This window comes from Mucilaginibacter sp. SMC90, from assembly GCF_022811725.1.
Lineage (GTDB): Bacteria > Bacteroidota > Bacteroidia > Sphingobacteriales > Sphingobacteriaceae > Mucilaginibacter.
In genome coordinates, this window is the sequence record NZ_CP094527.1 from 5,211,699 (window position 1) to 5,228,831 (window position 17,133).

Annotated in this window: 12 protein-coding genes; 7 read left to right on the top strand and 5 right to left on the bottom strand. The window is 41.6% G+C overall.

What is annotated here, in order from left to right; translation table 11 throughout:
* Positions 1 to 380 precede the first annotated feature (380 nt).
* Positions 381 to 2,972 carry an NACHT domain-containing protein gene (locus tag MTO98_RS21805; protein ID WP_243481093.1) on the top strand — a complete coding sequence of 864 codons (2,592 nt, stop codon included), beginning with the start codon at positions 381 to 383 and terminating at the stop codon, positions 2,970 to 2,972.
* Here the strand turns inward: MTO98_RS21805 and MTO98_RS21810 are convergent.
* Complete coding sequence (locus MTO98_RS21810; protein ID WP_243481094.1) at positions 2,969 to 3,844, bottom strand: AraC family transcriptional regulator; 876 nt, start codon at positions 3,842 to 3,844, stop codon at positions 2,969 to 2,971. The genes MTO98_RS21805 and MTO98_RS21810 overlap by 4 nt on opposite strands.
* A gap of 218 nt (positions 3,845 to 4,062) precedes the next feature.
* Between MTO98_RS21810 and MTO98_RS21815 the strand changes: the two genes are divergently transcribed.
* From MTO98_RS21815 to MTO98_RS21840, 6 genes are all read left to right on the top strand, one after another.
* Entirely contained in the window at positions 4,063 to 5,292 is a 1,230-nt protein-coding gene (locus MTO98_RS21815; protein WP_243481095.1) for an enolase C-terminal domain-like protein, read from the top strand.
* A 9-nt stretch (positions 5,293 to 5,301) separates the two neighbouring features.
* A complete protein-coding gene (locus tag MTO98_RS21820; protein WP_243481096.1) occupies positions 5,302 to 6,066 on the top strand; it encodes an SDR family NAD(P)-dependent oxidoreductase in 765 nt (254 codons plus the stop codon).
* Between the two features lie 11 nt (positions 6,067 to 6,077).
* Positions 6,078 to 7,376, top strand: a complete 1,299-nt coding sequence (fucP, locus tag MTO98_RS21825) for an L-fucose:H+ symporter permease (RefSeq protein WP_243481097.1) — start codon at positions 6,078 to 6,080, stop codon at positions 7,374 to 7,376.
* A gap of 290 nt (positions 7,377 to 7,666) precedes the next feature.
* Positions 7,667 to 9,655 (top strand): SGNH/GDSL hydrolase family protein, encoded by a 1,989-nt coding sequence (locus MTO98_RS21830; RefSeq protein WP_243481098.1) that lies wholly within the window; start codon positions 7,667 to 7,669, stop codon positions 9,653 to 9,655.
* 88 nt (positions 9,656 to 9,743) lie between these two features.
* The gene (locus MTO98_RS21835; RefSeq protein WP_243481099.1) at positions 9,744 to 12,083 is read left to right on the top strand and encodes a glycoside hydrolase N-terminal domain-containing protein; all 2,340 of its coding nucleotides are present in this window, start codon (positions 9,744 to 9,746) and stop codon (positions 12,081 to 12,083) included.
* 151 nt (positions 12,084 to 12,234) lie between these two features.
* Positions 12,235 to 14,310, top strand: a complete 2,076-nt coding sequence (locus MTO98_RS21840; protein ID WP_243481100.1) for an alpha-galactosidase — start codon at positions 12,235 to 12,237, stop codon at positions 14,308 to 14,310.
* Positions 14,311 to 14,386: 76 nt separating this feature from the next.
* Here the strand turns inward: MTO98_RS21840 and MTO98_RS21845 are convergent, their stop codons facing one another.
* The 4 genes from MTO98_RS21845 to MTO98_RS21860 form a co-directional block, all read right to left on the bottom strand.
* On the bottom strand, positions 14,387 to 14,563 hold the full coding sequence (locus tag MTO98_RS21845) for a hypothetical protein (RefSeq protein ID WP_243481101.1): 177 nt from the start codon (positions 14,561 to 14,563) through the stop codon (positions 14,387 to 14,389).
* Positions 14,564 to 14,877: 314 nt separating this feature from the next.
* Positions 14,878 to 15,744: a helix-turn-helix transcriptional regulator gene (locus MTO98_RS21850; RefSeq protein ID WP_243481102.1), complete on the bottom strand. Its 867-nt coding sequence runs from the start codon at positions 15,742 to 15,744 to the stop codon at positions 14,878 to 14,880.
* A 12-nt stretch (positions 15,745 to 15,756) separates the two neighbouring features.
* Entirely contained in the window at positions 15,757 to 16,122 is a 366-nt protein-coding gene (locus MTO98_RS21855; protein WP_243481103.1) for a VOC family protein, read from the bottom strand.
* Between the two features lie 384 nt (positions 16,123 to 16,506).
* Complete coding sequence (locus tag MTO98_RS21860) at positions 16,507 to 17,133, bottom strand: response regulator (protein WP_243481104.1); 627 nt, start codon at positions 17,131 to 17,133, stop codon at positions 16,507 to 16,509.

Below are 17,133 nucleotides of genomic sequence, written 5' to 3' on the forward strand. Positions count from 1 at the left end.
CTATGCAATACAAAAAAGGCTTTTCATTCATTAAAAACCATTCCGGCCATATTATTCAGTATTCGTACCGGTCTGTTCATTCTGTTTTGTATATTCATTTCCTGTTCATTTTATTCATTAACGAAATACAACCTAAAGGAATATCATTTCCGATAAAATATAAATCCTTTTCCGATTAACGTACGTATTATTGACGTAAACTAAATATGTAAAAATATTTGTTTAGCCATGTATTAACAATGTCCCGTTACCCCAGGGAATTACTTGAGCCTTTTACATTTTTAATTAAGTTTTCAATTGTTATTTGCTGATACGACTATTGCTATTTTGTTTGACTGACTTATATAGTTAATAATATTTCACTTTTTAAACCTTTACCAATGCATCTATTTTCGACTTATCATTTTGATCTTTTAAAGAAAGAACTAACCGAAAAAGCGGGCATGGCTTATATTACCCCTGCCGATTGTAAGGCCTTGTCGTTAATGCTATTCAACAAAACTCAAAAAAGCATAAGTGAAACCACATTAAAGCGGATATTTGGTTTTGCGTTTAGCAAGTTTACCCCATCGCTGTTCACCATGAATGCGTTAGCCGAGTTTTGCGGCTATACAGGCTGGGATGGATTTTGCCAAAGCCGGCAAAAAACGATTGTCAAGAAGGAGAATCATGTATATAAGCCAGGAAGGATAACCGCCAAAGCAGACCGGATCACTAATTTCACCCTGCAAACCCAAATGAATCATTCTGGTATACCATTTCAATATACCATTCCGCGAAATTTCATTAACGAACAATTGTCCATATTTATGCAGCAGCCTTATACTGCTACTGTATTTACCGCTCCGGCTGGTTATGGCAAAACAATTGGACTGTGCCATTGGGTGAAAGATTTGATAAAAGCCAACACACAAAAAGATGAGAAGGACCTGATATTGTTCTTTAACGGTAATACCCTCAACTCATCACTTCAAAACATCCATCTTAACCACTGGCTAACAGGGCTTATCGGGCTTTCGCCGGATGAAGATCTGGAAGGACTGGCTGACATCGTTGAAGACTTTAACGGCCGTTTCATTTTGGTTATTGATGGTTTCGATGAATTTCATTTCAAGAACAATACTTTTGAAACTGTATTTAATCAATTGGCCGATATCATAGCTATGTATCACAAATATCCATGGTTTAAAGTGATATTGGCCATGCGTTCATCAACCTGGAGCAATTTCAGGGAAGACATTATAGCCAAACCCGATGTATGGTTTACGGGCTTCATGATGGATAGCAGCCAAAAACTTAATGTACCGTTATTCACCTCCGAACAAATCAAAAAACTTTGTGATAATATAAACCCCAATATTGCCCATGATATAACTTTACCTATTATTGACAAGCTAAGCCATCCTCTTTACTTTCAGTATTATTATCAGCGTTACAGCGATAATTTTAGCTTAAATCATTTTACCGATCTTACCAACTATGACCTTGTAAGCTCAAATTATTATCACAGTGTTTATAAAGGGCATTACGCCATTGAAAAATTACTGCTCATCACTGGCATCATTAATCAGATGGATACCGATAACAAGGTATATGAGGTTGGCAAAATAAAGGTTTACGAGCTGATCAAAAAGTATGGCTCTGCTTACCAGGAAATGATTAACGCCGGCATACTTGAAGAGTTAAACCTTTCGCGCGAAAACAGGCTAAATTTTATTGTTAAAATGGCCGACGAAGCTACGCTCGAGTATTCACTGGCAATGATACTCATGTATAATAACAATTATATATTTGATGATAACCTTATAAACCTAACCGACATTGTATTTAGCCGCGATAAAAAACTGCCTATTATAAAGTGGTTTATTTATAATGCTATTCACAAGGACTACAAATTCGACATCAAGGCGCTCCTCAACGTACAGCTGCTGCCAAATGAAAAATCAGAGATCATAAGCTTCATTGGCGAGTTACTTAAAATACAACATGTAAGTGCACGCATGACTGAGCGCATGGAGGATTTGTTTAAACAGATATGCAGCGAAGATTTCTTTAATTATTTTATCAGTCTTGAGTTTGTTGATATTGGCTATGAAGAGGTACTGGAAACATTTTTACATTTCCGTTTATCAAACCAGCAACAAATATTGATAAAAACCTGCCTTGCTGTTATTGCAGTGATGCAGCTTGATTTAACAAAGATCGAAAAACATCTTACTGATTTAAAACAATACAACTTAAAGAGCTTGCAAAATTTACCAATCAGCCCGGTAAACTGCATTGAAACTATACTGTTTTATCTTAAATACGGCATCGTTAAAAAAGAGTCGCTCACCGAAATCACTAAGTTTTATTTTAATCCCGTTGAAAACACAGGTGTATCAAAAGGCTTTACTGAAGTAGTTTACCTGTTGGCCTTGTACACATCAACCATTTGCCAAAAGCACAACAAAACTGCCAAATTCATTAACGGGCTAAATAAGGTATACCAGGGATGCTCCATGGGCTATGCGTTTATATTAAAAATCATTATGGCCGAGTCTTATATGGCATCGGGCTATGAAGATAAAGCCAGAGCTATTTTTAATGAGATAAATGCAACCTACAGCGAACAGAACAGCGGCTTTACCACCTTTATGAAAGTACTTTATGAAGGATTAAAAATAAAGCTTACGCTACCGGTAAGCAATCATCTTGCGGTTGTAAATAACATTAAAAGCCACATCAAATTATGCGACGATTCAAAACAGATCATAGTTAAAGTTAATACGCTTGGTTTTCTGCTTAGCAATTACGCCATATTGAAAGAAAACGTGTATGTGTTCAATGACCTGTATTTTGAATTTATAAAGAGTATCCGTAATAATGGTTGCCGTACCGAGCATTTCATTAACGATGAAATAAAATGGGCAGAGGCCGTACCGGTAAATTCAGTAGCCAGGGTTCAGGGGTTTAATATAAACCGGAATTAGGATAAAATCTGGTTCCGGTATTGACGAGGGCTCACTTTTTTTATCACTTTAAAAAAGCGGTTAAAGTTTGATACATTATTAAAACCGCACTCATAGGCTATATCTGTAATACTGGTTTCTTTATTACCCAGTAATTTACAGGCATAGCCTATTCTTGTTTCATTTACAAACTGGGTAAAAGATTTTTGGGTACGGGCCTTAAAAAACCTGCAAAATGCAAAGGTGTTCATATTAGCTACATCGGCAATTGTATTCAGTGAAATATCTTCCCTGAAATTATCAAAGATGTATTTAAACACCTGATCCATACGCTTGCTGTCATGATATTGATAATAGTTGATGTAATTAATGCTGGCCAACAGGTTATATTCGGTATCCGAACTCATGATATTAAGGATCTCGAGCAGGGTGATGATCCTTTGCAACCCCTCCCGCTCTAATATCTGGTACATCAAATTTATCACCATATCCCGGCTTGTCCCTTTTAACTCCACTCCTCTTTGGGCCTTATTCAGAAATGCCTCTACTTTACGCACGTTACCAAATGCAGAGAGGTGCATAAGTAATTTTGCCGGGTTGAAATGAATAGATAATGAATGTGCATAAGGTTCAGGATCATCCTCATTTGCCTGTTCTTGCGTATTATGCCAAACATGCGGAATATTTGAACCAAGAAAAATGAGCTCTCCGCTTTCAAAATAATCAACAAGATCGCCGATGATCCTTTTGCCCGAGCTTTTTATGATATGAACAAGCTGGCATTCTTCATGAAAATGAAACTCATTTGAAAAAAATGGAAGCTTTACTTCTCTGGCAACAAATAGATCTTCTGACAGTACCCCGTCAGATAGCACGGCTAAAATTGGTTTCATTTTAACAAGATATGAACAGAAAAGTTAAATATAGGCAAATATACTATCGAAAGTTGCCAATTAAAATGAAAGCAAAAAACCAAACGACACTAATTTTACAACATCATATCTTATCCAAAAAGATATCATAAACCGATTTACAAACACAGGAAACAGATTTTAAAGCGGCTATTTCAATTGAAAAAGCCCGAAACTATTTGCAAAACATTTTTACTTACATGTACATTAATAAAATTGAAGTTACCGACAGGCGTTTTAATTTAGGTAATGGTGCCGGATCTGATGCCGTAAATGACTCTACCCAATATGCTTACGCCATTTGCGAACTGCATACCGGCAGCAGTTTAAAAGGTATTGGCCTTGCCTTTACTCTTGGTGCAGGTAATGACCTGGTATGCAAAGCCATACAATACTTATCCGAAACGCTCAAAGGCCGTGAAATTGAAGAGCTAATGGCCGATTTCGGTTCGGTTTACCGTTCAATACTCGACTCGCCTACTTACCGCTGGCTGGGGCCGCATAAGGGTGTAATGCAGCTGGCGCTGGCAGCCATAGTAAATGCCTGCTTTGATCTTTGGGCCAAAAGCCGCCAGGTACCGCTCTGGAAGCTTTTGCTTGATCTGAGCCCGGAACAACTGGTAGCCACGCTTGACCTGAATTACCTTGAAGAGGTATTGACTATTGAAGAAGCCGAAAACATCTTAAAGAATAATTTCAATAGCCGTGCACTGCGCAGCAGTGTTTTACAAACCGGTTATAAGGCATATGATACATCGGTAGGCTGGTTTAACTATTCGGATGAAAAGATCAAAGAGAATGTGGCACGCGCCATTGACCGTGGATTTACTGCCATGAAGTTAAAGGTTGGTTCAAATGATCCTCAGCGTGATATTCGCAGGGCAAAACTGGTACGCGCAGAGGCCGGCAACCAAACTACTATTATGCTTGATGCCAACCAAAAATGGAACCTGCCGCAGGCTATTTCTATTTGTAAAGAGTTAAGCAGTATAAACCCTTACTGGATAGAGGAACCTACGCATCCTGATGATGTATTGGCCCATCAAACGCTGGCTAAAGAAATTGCACCACTCCAAATTGCAGCAGGCGAACATATCCCAAATAAAATCATTTTTAAAAACTTTTTACAGGCCGGAGCCATGGATTTTTGCCAGGTTGATTGTGTACGTGTTGGCGGTGTATCTGAGTTTTTGACGATAAGCCTGCTGGCAAAAAAATTCAACATTCCGGTAGTGCCCCATGTAGGCGATATGGGACAGATCCACCAACACCTGGTACTGTTTAATCATGTGGCTATTGATCATGAAAATTTATTTTTGGAACATATACCTCATTTGGCCAAATATTTTAAACACCCTGCCAATATTAATGGAGGCTATTACGCAGTACCAGCCGAAGCAGGCAACAGCAGCGACCTTGTAACCAGCTAAAATCAAAAAATGAACCAGCTATCAAACAAAGTAATATTTATTACCGGAGGCGCATCAGGCATTGGTTTGGCTTGTGCCGAGGCATATATCCGTGAAGGGGCAACCGTTTTTATAATGGATGTGAATGAACGGGCCCTTTATAAAACACTTGATAATTTTGGCGGCCTGCATGAAGGTATTCCCGGCGACGTATCTAAGGCTGCCGATGTAAAAGCTGCTTTTGATGCGATAAAAAAACATTATAACAGGCTCGATGCCATTCATAACAATGCAGCTATTGCCCACCCCTCTAAACCTGTTGATGAAACTGAAGAAGACGAGTGGGATGCCCTGATGAGCGTCAACCTCAAAAGCCTTTTCTGGACCACCAAATATGGCATCGATTTACTTAAAGCGTCAAAAGGCTGCATTTTAAATACCAGCAGTATGGCAGGCGATATCGGGCAAAGCCTCCATGCCGCCTATACCGCAACAAAGGGGGGTATTAACGCCCTTACCAAATCAATGGCGCTTGATTATGCACAGTACGGTATCAGGGTAAATGCTATTTCGCCCGCTGGCGTTTGGACGCCATTACTTAAACAATGGGCAACCGAACAGCCTGATCCCGGATCGGTAGAAAAATACCTGAATGAGATACATGTATTAGGCTACTGCCCCGAAGGTGATGTAGTTGCTGATGCCGCAGTTTTCCTCCTATCTGATGCTGCACGGTTTGTAACCGGCTGTATCATGCCGGTAAGCGGCGGGGCCGAACTGGGATACAGACGATAAAAATATTAACCATGAACAAAACCAATGGCACCGCATCAAAATACCTGGCTCCGCTGCTGATAGTGATGAGCCTGATGTTTTTCTGGAACCTGAGCCGCAATATTAATGATGTGCTCATCCCTCACCTGAAAAGGGCCTGTCAACTTACCGATCTGCAATCGTCGCTGATCCAGTCGGCATTTTTTGGTGCTTATTTTCTGATGGCCTTACCTGCCGGTCGCTTCATCGAAAAAATGGGATACAAAGCAGGGATGCTCACAGGGCTTATCCTGGCAGCTGTTGGTGCCACAATATTTTATCCGGCTGCTGCAACCAGGTTTTATCCTGTATTTCTGCTGGCTTTGTTCACCATGGCATCAGGCTTTGCCATATTGGAGGTTACCGCTACCCCATACATCTCAAAACTTGGCGATCCTGATCACGCATCGAGCCGGTTAAGCCTGGCATCCGCAGTTGGTTCAATGGGCGCTACTGTGGGGCCGTTCATTGGCTCTAAATTTTTACTCCACGAAAAAGATATTCCGGCAAAACTTATCCAATCGTTTAACCCGGAACAATTAAAAGCATTTTTAAGCGGTGAGGCTCATTTGGTTATTGCACCTTATTTAACATTGGCGGTGCTATTTATGGCCCTTTGCGTATTGCTTTACTTCTTAAAGTTACCGGTCATCCATGAAGGTAACAGCCGTCAAAAACTATCGGGAGTATTTAAGTTCAGGCATACAATGTTGGGCGTACTGGCTGTTTTCGCCTATTTAGGTGCCGAAGTTGGAGTGGTAAGTTTCATTATCCGTTACACAAAATCATTAAATATTACGGGCATTACCGAACAAAAATCAGCTCTATTTATTACGCTGTATATGGCCTTGGTTTTAGCCGGACGTTTGTTTGGAGCATTTTTACTTAAGCAGGTTAAACCCAATAAGGCGCTTACCTGCTGCAGCATCGGTGCTTTTACGCTAATATTGGTAGCCGTGCTCACAAGTGGCTACGTATCTATAATTTCATTATCAATGGCGGGGCTCTTTACCTCGGTAATGTATCCCATCATTTTTACCCTCAGTATCAAAAACACAGGCAACTATACCAAGGTAGCTTCATCGCTCCTTATTATGGGGGTTGTGGGCGGCGCTATAGTTCCGCCGATAATGGGTTTAATATCAGACCATTCAGGCATCCGGATGGCATTCATTGCGCCATTAGTTTGTTATCTATATGTTTTATATTATGGATTGAAGGGTTACGTAGTAAAGAATAAAGCAGATTTGGACGAACCTGAAAAGCCTCTGTTGACCGTAATTGGCCACTAACTATCATTAGTAAATCCCTCCCTTTTCCAAGACTATTTTGTTGTAAAAATCACACTTATTACAACTTTTTTGTTTCAAAAACCCGTTTCAGATGTAAAATCAAAAAACAATTGTCAAAATACTATCGAAACAGATCAATTTTAATGCACTTTATTGCTAATGGCATTTATATTTTTATGCTGATTATAAACACAAGCTACTAAAGGTTTTTACAAACATTTTTAATCAAAAATAACAATCTTCAAAAAACGACTAAGTTTTTGAAGTAGGGTTATTATAACCAAAGCTGAATGATTAAACCATTTTTAATTGCGCTATTATTTGGGTTCACGGCCGGTATTGCCTCAGCACAAAGCCATGAAAATGGCAGTGCAGGCAATGCCCCGGCCATATATGCTATTAAAAATTCGCCTAACGATACATGGAAGGGGTTTGAACGTGTTAATATCACTATAGGCCCGCATAAAGCCTATTACGTAAACCCTAACAAGCCGCTTGAAGGCAACCCGTGGGTATGGCGGGCCTCCTTTCCTGACTGGCATACAGATATTGATAGTATCCTGTTAGCTAAAGGCTTTCATATAGCTTTTGTAAATGTTGATGACCAATATGGCAGCCCGTACGCATTACAAGTATGGGATGCTTTTTACCAATATCTAACCGTCAAGCAAGCTTTTGCTTTAAAAGTTGCACTTGAGGGTGTTAGCCGCGGCGGTTTATATGTATATGGCTGGGCCAAACGCAACCCTGATAAAGTTAGCAGCATTTATAACGAGGCTCCCGTTTGTAATATTAAAAGCTGGCCGGGAGGCAAGTTAAGCGCAGCTGGTGATACAACCCTTTGGAAACAGCTGCAGCAGGTATATCATATCTCTGAGCAACAGGCGCTCAATTACAAAGATAACCCAATTGATAACCTGGACGGCCTGGCTGCTTTTAAGGTGCCTATTATGCATATTATAGGCATAGATGATAAGATAGTGCCTAATGCCGAAAACACCAGCATCCTTGCGCAACGCTACACTGCTTTAGGCGGACCAATAATGATATATCCGGTAACTGCCGGTCCGCAGCAGCTTAACGGCCACCATTTTCCTGTTGAGCACCCTGAACAATGGGCAGATATGATCATGAAGTATAGTTACCCGGTGAAGAAAACACTTCCCTATGCAGATTATTTTATCGCCCGTAATGGTCTGTACAATAGCGATAACGTGTTTAATTCAGGAGGGAATGCTACCGTAGCTTTTTTAGGCGGATCAATTACCTATAACCCTGGCTGGCGCGAAAAAATAAGCCGCTATCTTACCGAACGTTTTCCCTCCACTAAATTCCATTTTATACAGGCCGGGATTCCGTCGTTGGGCAGTGTGCCGCATGCTTTCCGCCTGCAGCGCGATGTGCTTGATTCTGGTAAAGTTGACCTGATGTTTGTTGAGGCGGCAGTAAATGATAATGTGAACGGCCTGGATAGCCTTACCGAAGTACGCGCTTTGGAGGGCATTGTAAGGCATGCAAAAAAAGCCAACCCCATGATGGATATCGTCATGATGTCGTTCGTTGATCCGGATAAGATACGGGATTACAACAATGGCATAACCCCTGTACAAATAAAAAACCACGAACTAATTGCACAGCATTATGGTTTACCATCTGTAAACCTGGCCAAAGAAGTTACCGATAAGCTAAATAACCACGAGTTTTCATGGCAATACGATTTCAAGGATCTTCACCCTGCCATTTATGGGCAGGAGCTTTACTTTGCCACAATAAAAAGTTTACTCAACGCATGCTTTGATAAACAGCCGGGGGCTTTACCAAAGGCCTATTCGTTACCGAAACCCTTAAACGAGCTTAACCTGGGTAATGGCCGTTATTACGGCATCCAAAATGCAAAAAACCTGAATGGCTGGGCTATTAACCCCGACTGGGCACCAAATAATAATCTGAGCACCCGCGAGGGCTTTGTGCATAAACCCATGCTTATAGCTACCAAACCGGGCTCATCGTTAACATTGCCATTTACCGGTACAGCTATAGGAATGGCTATAGCATCGGGACCGGATGCCGGCATCATCAGCTACTGTATAGATGGCGAAACCGAAAAAAAGATGGACCTGTATACCGAGTTTAGCTCCTGGATCTATCTCCCCTGGTATGTAACCTTCAGTACCAGTCTTAAAAAAGGCCAGCACACGCTCAATCTTAAAATTGACGCCGATAAGAATAAAAACAGCAAAGGGAATACGTGCCAGGTAATTTATTTTTTAACCAATTGATTTTTAAAAACCGGCCCAAAACGCCATTTAAATACCTGTAACTACCTCAGGTAAATAAACTTAAACAGAAAACCTAATTAACATAAACATGCCAAAAAGAACGCCCCTGCTAATAACTGTAATGATTACAGGTATTACAACGTTTACTCAAGCACAAACAAAACAACTAAAGCTTTGGTACAAGCAGCCGGCCCAACGCTGGGAAGAAACCGTTGCGCTCGGTAATGGTCGTTTAGGAATGATGCCCGATGGAGGTATCACTAATGAAAAAGTGGTATTGAATGATATCACCATGTGGTCGGGATCATCGCAGGATGCCAATAATTATGAAGCTTATAAAAAACTGCCCGAAATACGGAGCTTGCTTGCAGCAGGTAAAAATGTGGAAGCGCAAGCCATAATTGATAAATCATTTGTGTGTACGGGCAAAGGGTCGGGTGGTGTGCCTTTTGGCTGCTTCCAGATGCTTGGCGACTTAAACTTAAGCTATCAATATAAAGGTATTGAGGATAAGGATGTAAAATATGAAAACTATGAACGCGAGCTTTCATTAAATAATGCCCTTGCTAAAACCACCTACCAGGTAAATGGCGTTACCTACAAGCGCGAATACTTTACCAGTTTTGGTAATGATGTAGATATAATAAAATTAAGCGCAGACAAGCCGGGAATGCTTAACTTGAGCATCAATATCAGTCGCCCGGAGCGAGGCGTTACAAGTACCGAAGGTAATGAACTTGATCTTACCGGTCAGCTGGATAATGGTACCGATGGCAAAGGTGTGGCTTACAAAGCGAGAGTAAAGGCAAAACTAACCGGCGGCTCGTTAAGTACCACCCCCACTTCGCTGGTTATTAAGGACGCAACCGAAGTAATCATTTACGTATCGGCAGGTACAGATTTTAAGAATCCCCAGTACCTCGCCAAAATGGATAACGCGCTTAAGGCGACTATGAAAAAGCCTTATGCTGTAGAAAAACAGCAGCACATCGTCAACTTCCAAAAGCTTTTCAACCGCGTAAAAATGGATCTTGGCACTTCGGAGGCTGAAAAACTTACGACAGATCAAAGGCTCATCGCTTTCCGTAACAACCCGGATGCAGACAAAAGTTTGCCTGTTTTATTCTACCAGTTTGGCCGATACCTAAGCATTTGCAGCACCCGCGTTGGTTTACTGCCGCCAAACCTGCAAGGTTTGTGGGCCAATGAGGTACATACGCCATGGAATGGTGATTATCACCTGGATATCAACATTGAAATGAACCAGTGGCCTGTTGAGGTCTCTAACCTTTCAGAATTGAACCTGCCGCTTGCCGACCTGGTAAAAGGTATGGTTCCGCATGGTGAAAAAACCGCTAAAGCCTATTACAATGCCGATGGCTGGGTAGCACACGTAATTACTAATCCATGGGGCTTTACTGAGCCTGGCGAAAGCGCATCATGGGGTATCTGTAAAGTTGGATCGGGCTGGCTTTGTGATAACCTTTGGCAGCACTATGATTTTACAGGCGATAAAAACTATCTTAAACAAATTTACCCGATACTGAAAGGCGCAGCCCAATTTTACAACAGCATGCTTATCAGCGATGCCAAAACGGGTTGGCTGGTCACCTCACCTTCATCATCACCCGAAAACAGTTTTTATTTGCCCGATGGCACCCACGCCAGCATTTGTGTAGGCCCAACTATTGATAACCAGATCATCCGCCAGCTATTTAACAACGTGATCACCGCCAGCAAAGTGCTTGGTACTGACCAGTCGTTCAGCAAAACACTGGCAGCTAAAGTGAAAAAACTACCGCCTCCGGGCGTTATCGCTAAAGACGGCCGCATCCAGGAATGGATGGAAGATTATAAAGAAACCGAACCACAGCACCGTCACGTATCACACCTGTACGGCTTATTCCCGGCATCTGAAATTACCCCCGAGGCTACTCCCGCCCTTGCCGAAGCTGCCAGGAAAACTTTAGAAGTACGTGGCGACGACGGCCCAAGCTGGTCAATAGCTTACAAAATACTGTGGTGGGCGCGCCTGCATGATGGCAACCGCACTTACAAACTGTTTAAAGAGCTGATGAAGCCAACCATCAAAACAGATATTAATTACGGCGCAGGCGGCGGCGTATACCCTAACCTGTTATCGGCAGGGCCGCCGTTTCAAATTGATGGCAACTTTGGTGCAACAGCAGGTATTGCCGAAATGCTGATCCAAAGCCATGCGGGTTTTATCGACCTAATACCTTCTATTCCCGACGCATGGAAAGCGCAGGGCGAGGTTAAAGGCCTCAAAGCCCGTGGTAATTTCACTGTTGACATGAAATGGAAAGATGGTAAAATAACCGACTATAAAATAACCTCACCTACGCCACACATGGTTAAAGTAAAGGTTAACGGCCAAATCAAAAACATCATGGCAACTAAAGCCTAAGCAACCAATAAGGCATCCTTTTAAGGGTGCCTTATTTATAATGAACCTTTTTTAATAACTCCACATTTTGTAAATAATGCGTTATGATTTGCAGACAATTTTTGCGCATTATAAATAAAATGTACCTTAGACATTTAATAACCTAAAATTCATGCAAAAATTTTCTACTTGGTTAATAATGGCTTTGCAGCTGGCTGGCTTCCTTTGCGTTTACAGTTCGTCAACAACCTCAGCATCAGCCAAAACCATTACTACTCAACAATTTCAGCAGGGCGATATATCGTTTTCATATGGCACTGCGGGCACCGTCCGTTACAATCAAAAAAAAGGCACTTTTTCTGTTATTGAAAACGGCAAAACAGTACTTAACAACTGCTACAGCAAAGCTGTCATCGGCGGCAAATTCATCACCTCAACTGCGTACAAAAACATCACCTACACTAAAACCCCGATAACTGATGGTTTTGGCAAAGGTGTAAAACATATATTTACCTTAACCGGCGATAACCTGCCGGGCATGGTTCAGGTGTTTTACACCTATCCATTACACAAAGGTTACTTTTTTGTTGAGTTGTATATTGAGGGTAAAAATCTTAAAACAAATTATATGGAACCCATTGCCGGTAATATGGCAACAATAGCCGGCGATACCCGTTCGCTGTTTGTTCCTTTTGATAATGATACCTTCATCAGCTATGATTCAAAATCATTTAAGGCACCGTTTACCAATACCAGTGCCGAGGTAGGTACCGTTTTTGATAACAATAGCCGCAATGGTGTAGTGCTTGGATCTGTTGAGCATGAAACCTGGAAAACAGGTGTACGTACCAGTGCTAAAAAAGATAGTGCCAGCACCTTTGAAGTATGGGGCGGATACACCGATGAAGCTGTAAACCGCGACAAAATAGCGCATGGCTACATGAGTGGTAGTACCATTAAATCGCCCAAAGTATTTGTTGGCTGGTTTTCAGATTGGCGCACCGGTATGGAAGAATTTGGTAAAGCCAACCGCACTGCCGAGCCGCCCTACATATTCAACTGGACAAAGCCTACCCCTATCGGCTGGAACAGCTGGGGTGTTATGCAGGAAAAGCTGAATTACGACAAAGCCATTAAAGTAGCCAACTTTTTTGCAGATAGCATTCCGGCGTTTCGCAACGGTAATACCGCATTTATTGATCTTGATTCATTTTGGGATAACATGATCAGCGGCGGCTGGGAAGGTGATTTTGGCAAGCTGAAATCATTTGCAGACTATTGTAAATCAAAAGGCTTACAGCCCGGAGTGTACTGGGCCCCATTTACCGACTGGGGATGGAAAGGCGGCCCCGACCGTAAAGTTTTAGGCAGCAATTATACCTATGGCGAAACGTGGACAAAAGTTGGCGACGGCTATCATGATATTGACGGTGCCCGGGCAACCGACCCTACGCACCCAGGTACGTTGCAACATATTGATTATGTAATTGGCAAATTAAAAGCCTGCGGTTTCAAAATGATCAAGATCGATTTTCTGGGACATGCGGCCGCTGAATCAAGCCATTTTTACGATCCCACGGTCACTACCGGTATGCAGGCCTATAAAAAAGGAATGGAACATCTGATTGATCAATTGGGCAATCAGATGCTGGTTTATGCAGCAATTTCTCCAAGCCTGGCAACCGGCCGGTACGCTCATATGAGGCGTATAGCATGCGATGCTTTTAAAACTATAAAAGACACCCGCTACACCCTCAACAGCGTAAATTATGGCTGGTGGCAAACTTACTTGTATAATTATGTTGATGCAGACCACGTGGTGCTTTCAACCGAAAGTGAAGGAGCTAACCGGGAACGGATGCTCTCGGCTGTTATTACAGGAACATTTATAACCGGCGATGACTTCTCTACCCACGGCCAATGGTCAGACAGGGCCAAAGCCATGTACCAAAATCCCGAGATTTTAAAGGTTATTCAACATGGCAAAGCTTTCAGGCCGGTTGAAGGCAATACCGAAACAGGAACAACAGAGCAGTTTGCGCTTAAAATAGATAATAACTTTTACCTGGCCCTATTTAATTATAGTGATACAGATAAAACTTACACTATCGACACTAAAAGGATTGGCCTGGGAACAGGCAAAACAACAAATGCCAGATTGCTATTGCAGGGCACTGATTTAACCACAAACAGCGTTGTCATAAAAGCGGGTGATGCAGAATTGCTTAAATTTGATTTAAGCAAATAAACGCTGCAAAGGCGCCGGCAAAAGATTCCCCTTAAAACGCCGGACGCCTTTTGAGGGGATGAACCCTGTATCGTTTTTAACCGTTTAATTTAACCGATTTTGCCCGTTTACATGTAAGCGGGCATTTTGATTTTTTAGTATTCATGCAGCATTTATTTTTATTATGCTTTATGCCTGCCAAGTTGTTTTTCTCTATCTGGAGTGTAGTAAAAAACAGTCCGCCGGTAACGGCCAGTAAGGTAAAAAATTTCATAGTAGTAGGTTTAACTTAAAAGACGATGTTTTTGGTGTAATGTTACAACAGGGATACAAATGTTGATTTTCGCATATTTCCGAGCACTGATCAATCTCATTTACATCCAGTTACTGTAGTAACCTTCCATTACGGGGAGTTGCCTTTACCATAAAAAGCAAAAAGTCAGTAACCTCGCGTTACTGACTTTTTCATTAACTATTAACTGACCAAATATCCTTAACAAAAAAACTATCTGGTACTACAAACATAACGTGTTAAAAGCGGGCCACATGTGTGAAAAGCACCATCTTAACACAAAAAGAAAACTCTTATCATGCTGATTGCCTGTACTTTAAAGGAGTTATCTTATAATGTGTACGGAACAACCTGATGAAGGAACTTGGGCATTCAAAACCTACCATGCCAACTACTTCATTTACAGGATACCGGGTATCTTTAAGCAGCATCAACGAACGTTTTAAACGCAGTTGGATCAAAAACTGATGCGGTGTTAAACCGAATGCCTGCTTAAAAGTGCGCAGCAAATGGTTAACCGAAAGGCAAGCGTGTTCGGCCAGGTCCTCCAGGCTAATATTCTGATTATAATTACTATACAGAAACTCTTTAGCAAGGTTAAGCCGGCGCAGGATCTCAACCCTTGTACCCTGGTTTAAAAAATCAAGCTTTTCGGCTTTTTTACAGATCTCATCATTGTAAATATGAAAGTAGTTGATGAGTGTGTGGTGCAGGTATTCGTTAATCAGCATTTCATCCTGCATGCCATTATCCAGGTGCTGTTTCAGGTGAAATACATTGTATTTAATGTCACCGGCAAATGGATATATCGTTTCATTAAATTCGGGTTGCGTACTACCATTACCATAGCCTTTACTTAATAAGCTATCGTCATCAAATGTCCAGCATTCTTTAAAATCCTGCAAAAACTGCTGATCAAAATTGATAGCGAACGATTGTACCTGCTGGTCCAGATCGGTATCGGTAGAATATTGAGTACCCCTGTTCAGGATCAGGAATGAATCGGGGTATATGGATAAATGCCTGCGGCCAATATCATAACGTTCATTACCGCTTAAAACAAAGCGAAGGCTTAAATCTGAAGTATACTGCGGCCCCTGCCTCTGACCGCCTGTGCGGCTTACAATCTTGTTATTGTTGCGTAATACTTTTGAATAGTCCATTGTGATATGATTTTATTGTTCGTTATAATTTCTTTCTTCCAGTAACATAAATTTGTTCCCCGCCGGGTCTAAAAATTCGGCTGCCAGTCCGGCTGGCAGATAAGCCGGCGATTTGCAAAAAAATACGCCTGCCGTACGGAGCACATGGTAATCGTTTAAACAATCGGTAGTGTTAATGATAATATTACTTTTATCACTGTTGCTGTCGTTATTAGTTACAAGCAACGCCACATTTAATTTATCCGACCGGATCACCGTGCTTTCCCTACCCTCGTAAAATGTCATTGTACCTGCTACTTTAAAGCCTAATTTTTGAGTGTAAAAATCAATTTGTCCCTCAAAGTCGGCCGTATATACGGGTATATATTTCAATTTCATTTTGCAGTAGCTATTAACAGAAACCAGATTTAATAATGGAAACCAACCTGTCGGCCGAAACAGCATACAGGATAATTTTTTGAAGCGGGTTTACAGTAGCCGGTCAGTTAAAACTACTTAACATACCAAAGGTACTTTACCGGCAGGGGGATAGTATCCCCCTATTTGGGGGATTTATGAATTAGTGGAATTTTGTGAAGGAATTGGATTGATCATCAGATTTGTTGGTACAACACCAACAACGGCAGAATTGCTGTAAAACAATGTCATTGAGGCGCGAAGCAATCGCACGGAAGCAAAGCTGCTCTGTATAGCGTGCAATTGCCACGCTACGCTCACAATGATTTTTTTTTGAGATACGCGATAATGGCAAGGCCTCGTTAACTATATCAGCTTATTTTGCCTTGCCAGTTTAATGGCATCAGCACGGGAATTTACATCAAGCTTGAGATAGATGTTTTTAATGTGACTGCGAACGGTTTCCAGGTCGATGAATAGTTCATTGGCTATCTGGCCACGGCTTTTGCCCTCACCTATCAGCTCCAGTATCTGGGTTTCACGCTTAGACAAAGGCGATTCCTGGTTTTTTTGAAACGAACGGATCACCAAGCGGGCAATATTTATGCTCATTGGCCCGCCCCCCTCGCGCACCTCTTTTATCGATTCGATGATCTTTGTTGATGGAGTATTTTTTGTCAGATATCCTGAAGCACCGTTAGCCAGTGCATTAAAGATCTGTTTTTCTGACTCGTAAACCGTTAGGATCAGAATATAGCAATTGGGCAGCAGCTTTTTTAATTTGGGGATCGCATCAATTCCGTTAACACCCGGCAATTCAATATCCAGCAATATTACATCGGGTTTATCGGTAGCAATCTTCTTTGCGGCTTCATCATATGAGCAGTAAGTACTGATCACTTCATAGCCCTCGGTAGCGCCAATTAAAAAAGCATAACCATCACGCAGGGTTTCATCATCCTCAATAATACTTACTTTAATGTTACGCGCCAT

Bases quoted from the DNA above. Each gene is read 5' to 3' on its own strand.
- MTO98_RS21805 (WP_243481093.1), top strand. From the start codon at position 381: ATGCATCTATTTTCGACTTATCATTTTGATCTTTTAAAGAAAGAACTA.
- MTO98_RS21810 (WP_243481094.1), bottom strand. From the start codon at position 3,844: ATGAAACCAATTTTAGCCGTGCTATCTGACGGGGTACTGTCAGAAGAT.
- MTO98_RS21815 (WP_243481095.1), top strand. From the start codon at position 4,063: ATGTACATTAATAAAATTGAAGTTACCGACAGGCGTTTTAATTTAGGT.
- MTO98_RS21820 (WP_243481096.1), top strand. From the start codon at position 5,302: ATGAACCAGCTATCAAACAAAGTAATATTTATTACCGGAGGCGCATCA.
- fucP (WP_243481097.1), top strand. From the start codon at position 6,078: ATGAACAAAACCAATGGCACCGCATCAAAATACCTGGCTCCGCTGCTG.
- MTO98_RS21830 (WP_243481098.1), top strand. From the start codon at position 7,667: ATGATTAAACCATTTTTAATTGCGCTATTATTTGGGTTCACGGCCGGT.
- MTO98_RS21835 (WP_243481099.1), top strand. From the start codon at position 9,744: ATGCCAAAAAGAACGCCCCTGCTAATAACTGTAATGATTACAGGTATT.
- MTO98_RS21840 (WP_243481100.1), top strand. From the start codon at position 12,235: ATGCAAAAATTTTCTACTTGGTTAATAATGGCTTTGCAGCTGGCTGGC.
- MTO98_RS21845 (WP_243481101.1), bottom strand. From the start codon at position 14,563: ATGAAATTTTTTACCTTACTGGCCGTTACCGGCGGACTGTTTTTTACT.
- MTO98_RS21850 (WP_243481102.1), bottom strand. From the start codon at position 15,744: ATGGACTATTCAAAAGTATTACGCAACAATAACAAGATTGTAAGCCGC.
- MTO98_RS21855 (WP_243481103.1), bottom strand. From the start codon at position 16,122: ATGAAATTGAAATATATACCCGTATATACGGCCGACTTTGAGGGACAA.
- MTO98_RS21860 (WP_243481104.1), bottom strand. From the start codon at position 17,133: ATGGCGCGTAACATTAAAGTAAGTATTATTGAGGATGATGAAACCCTG.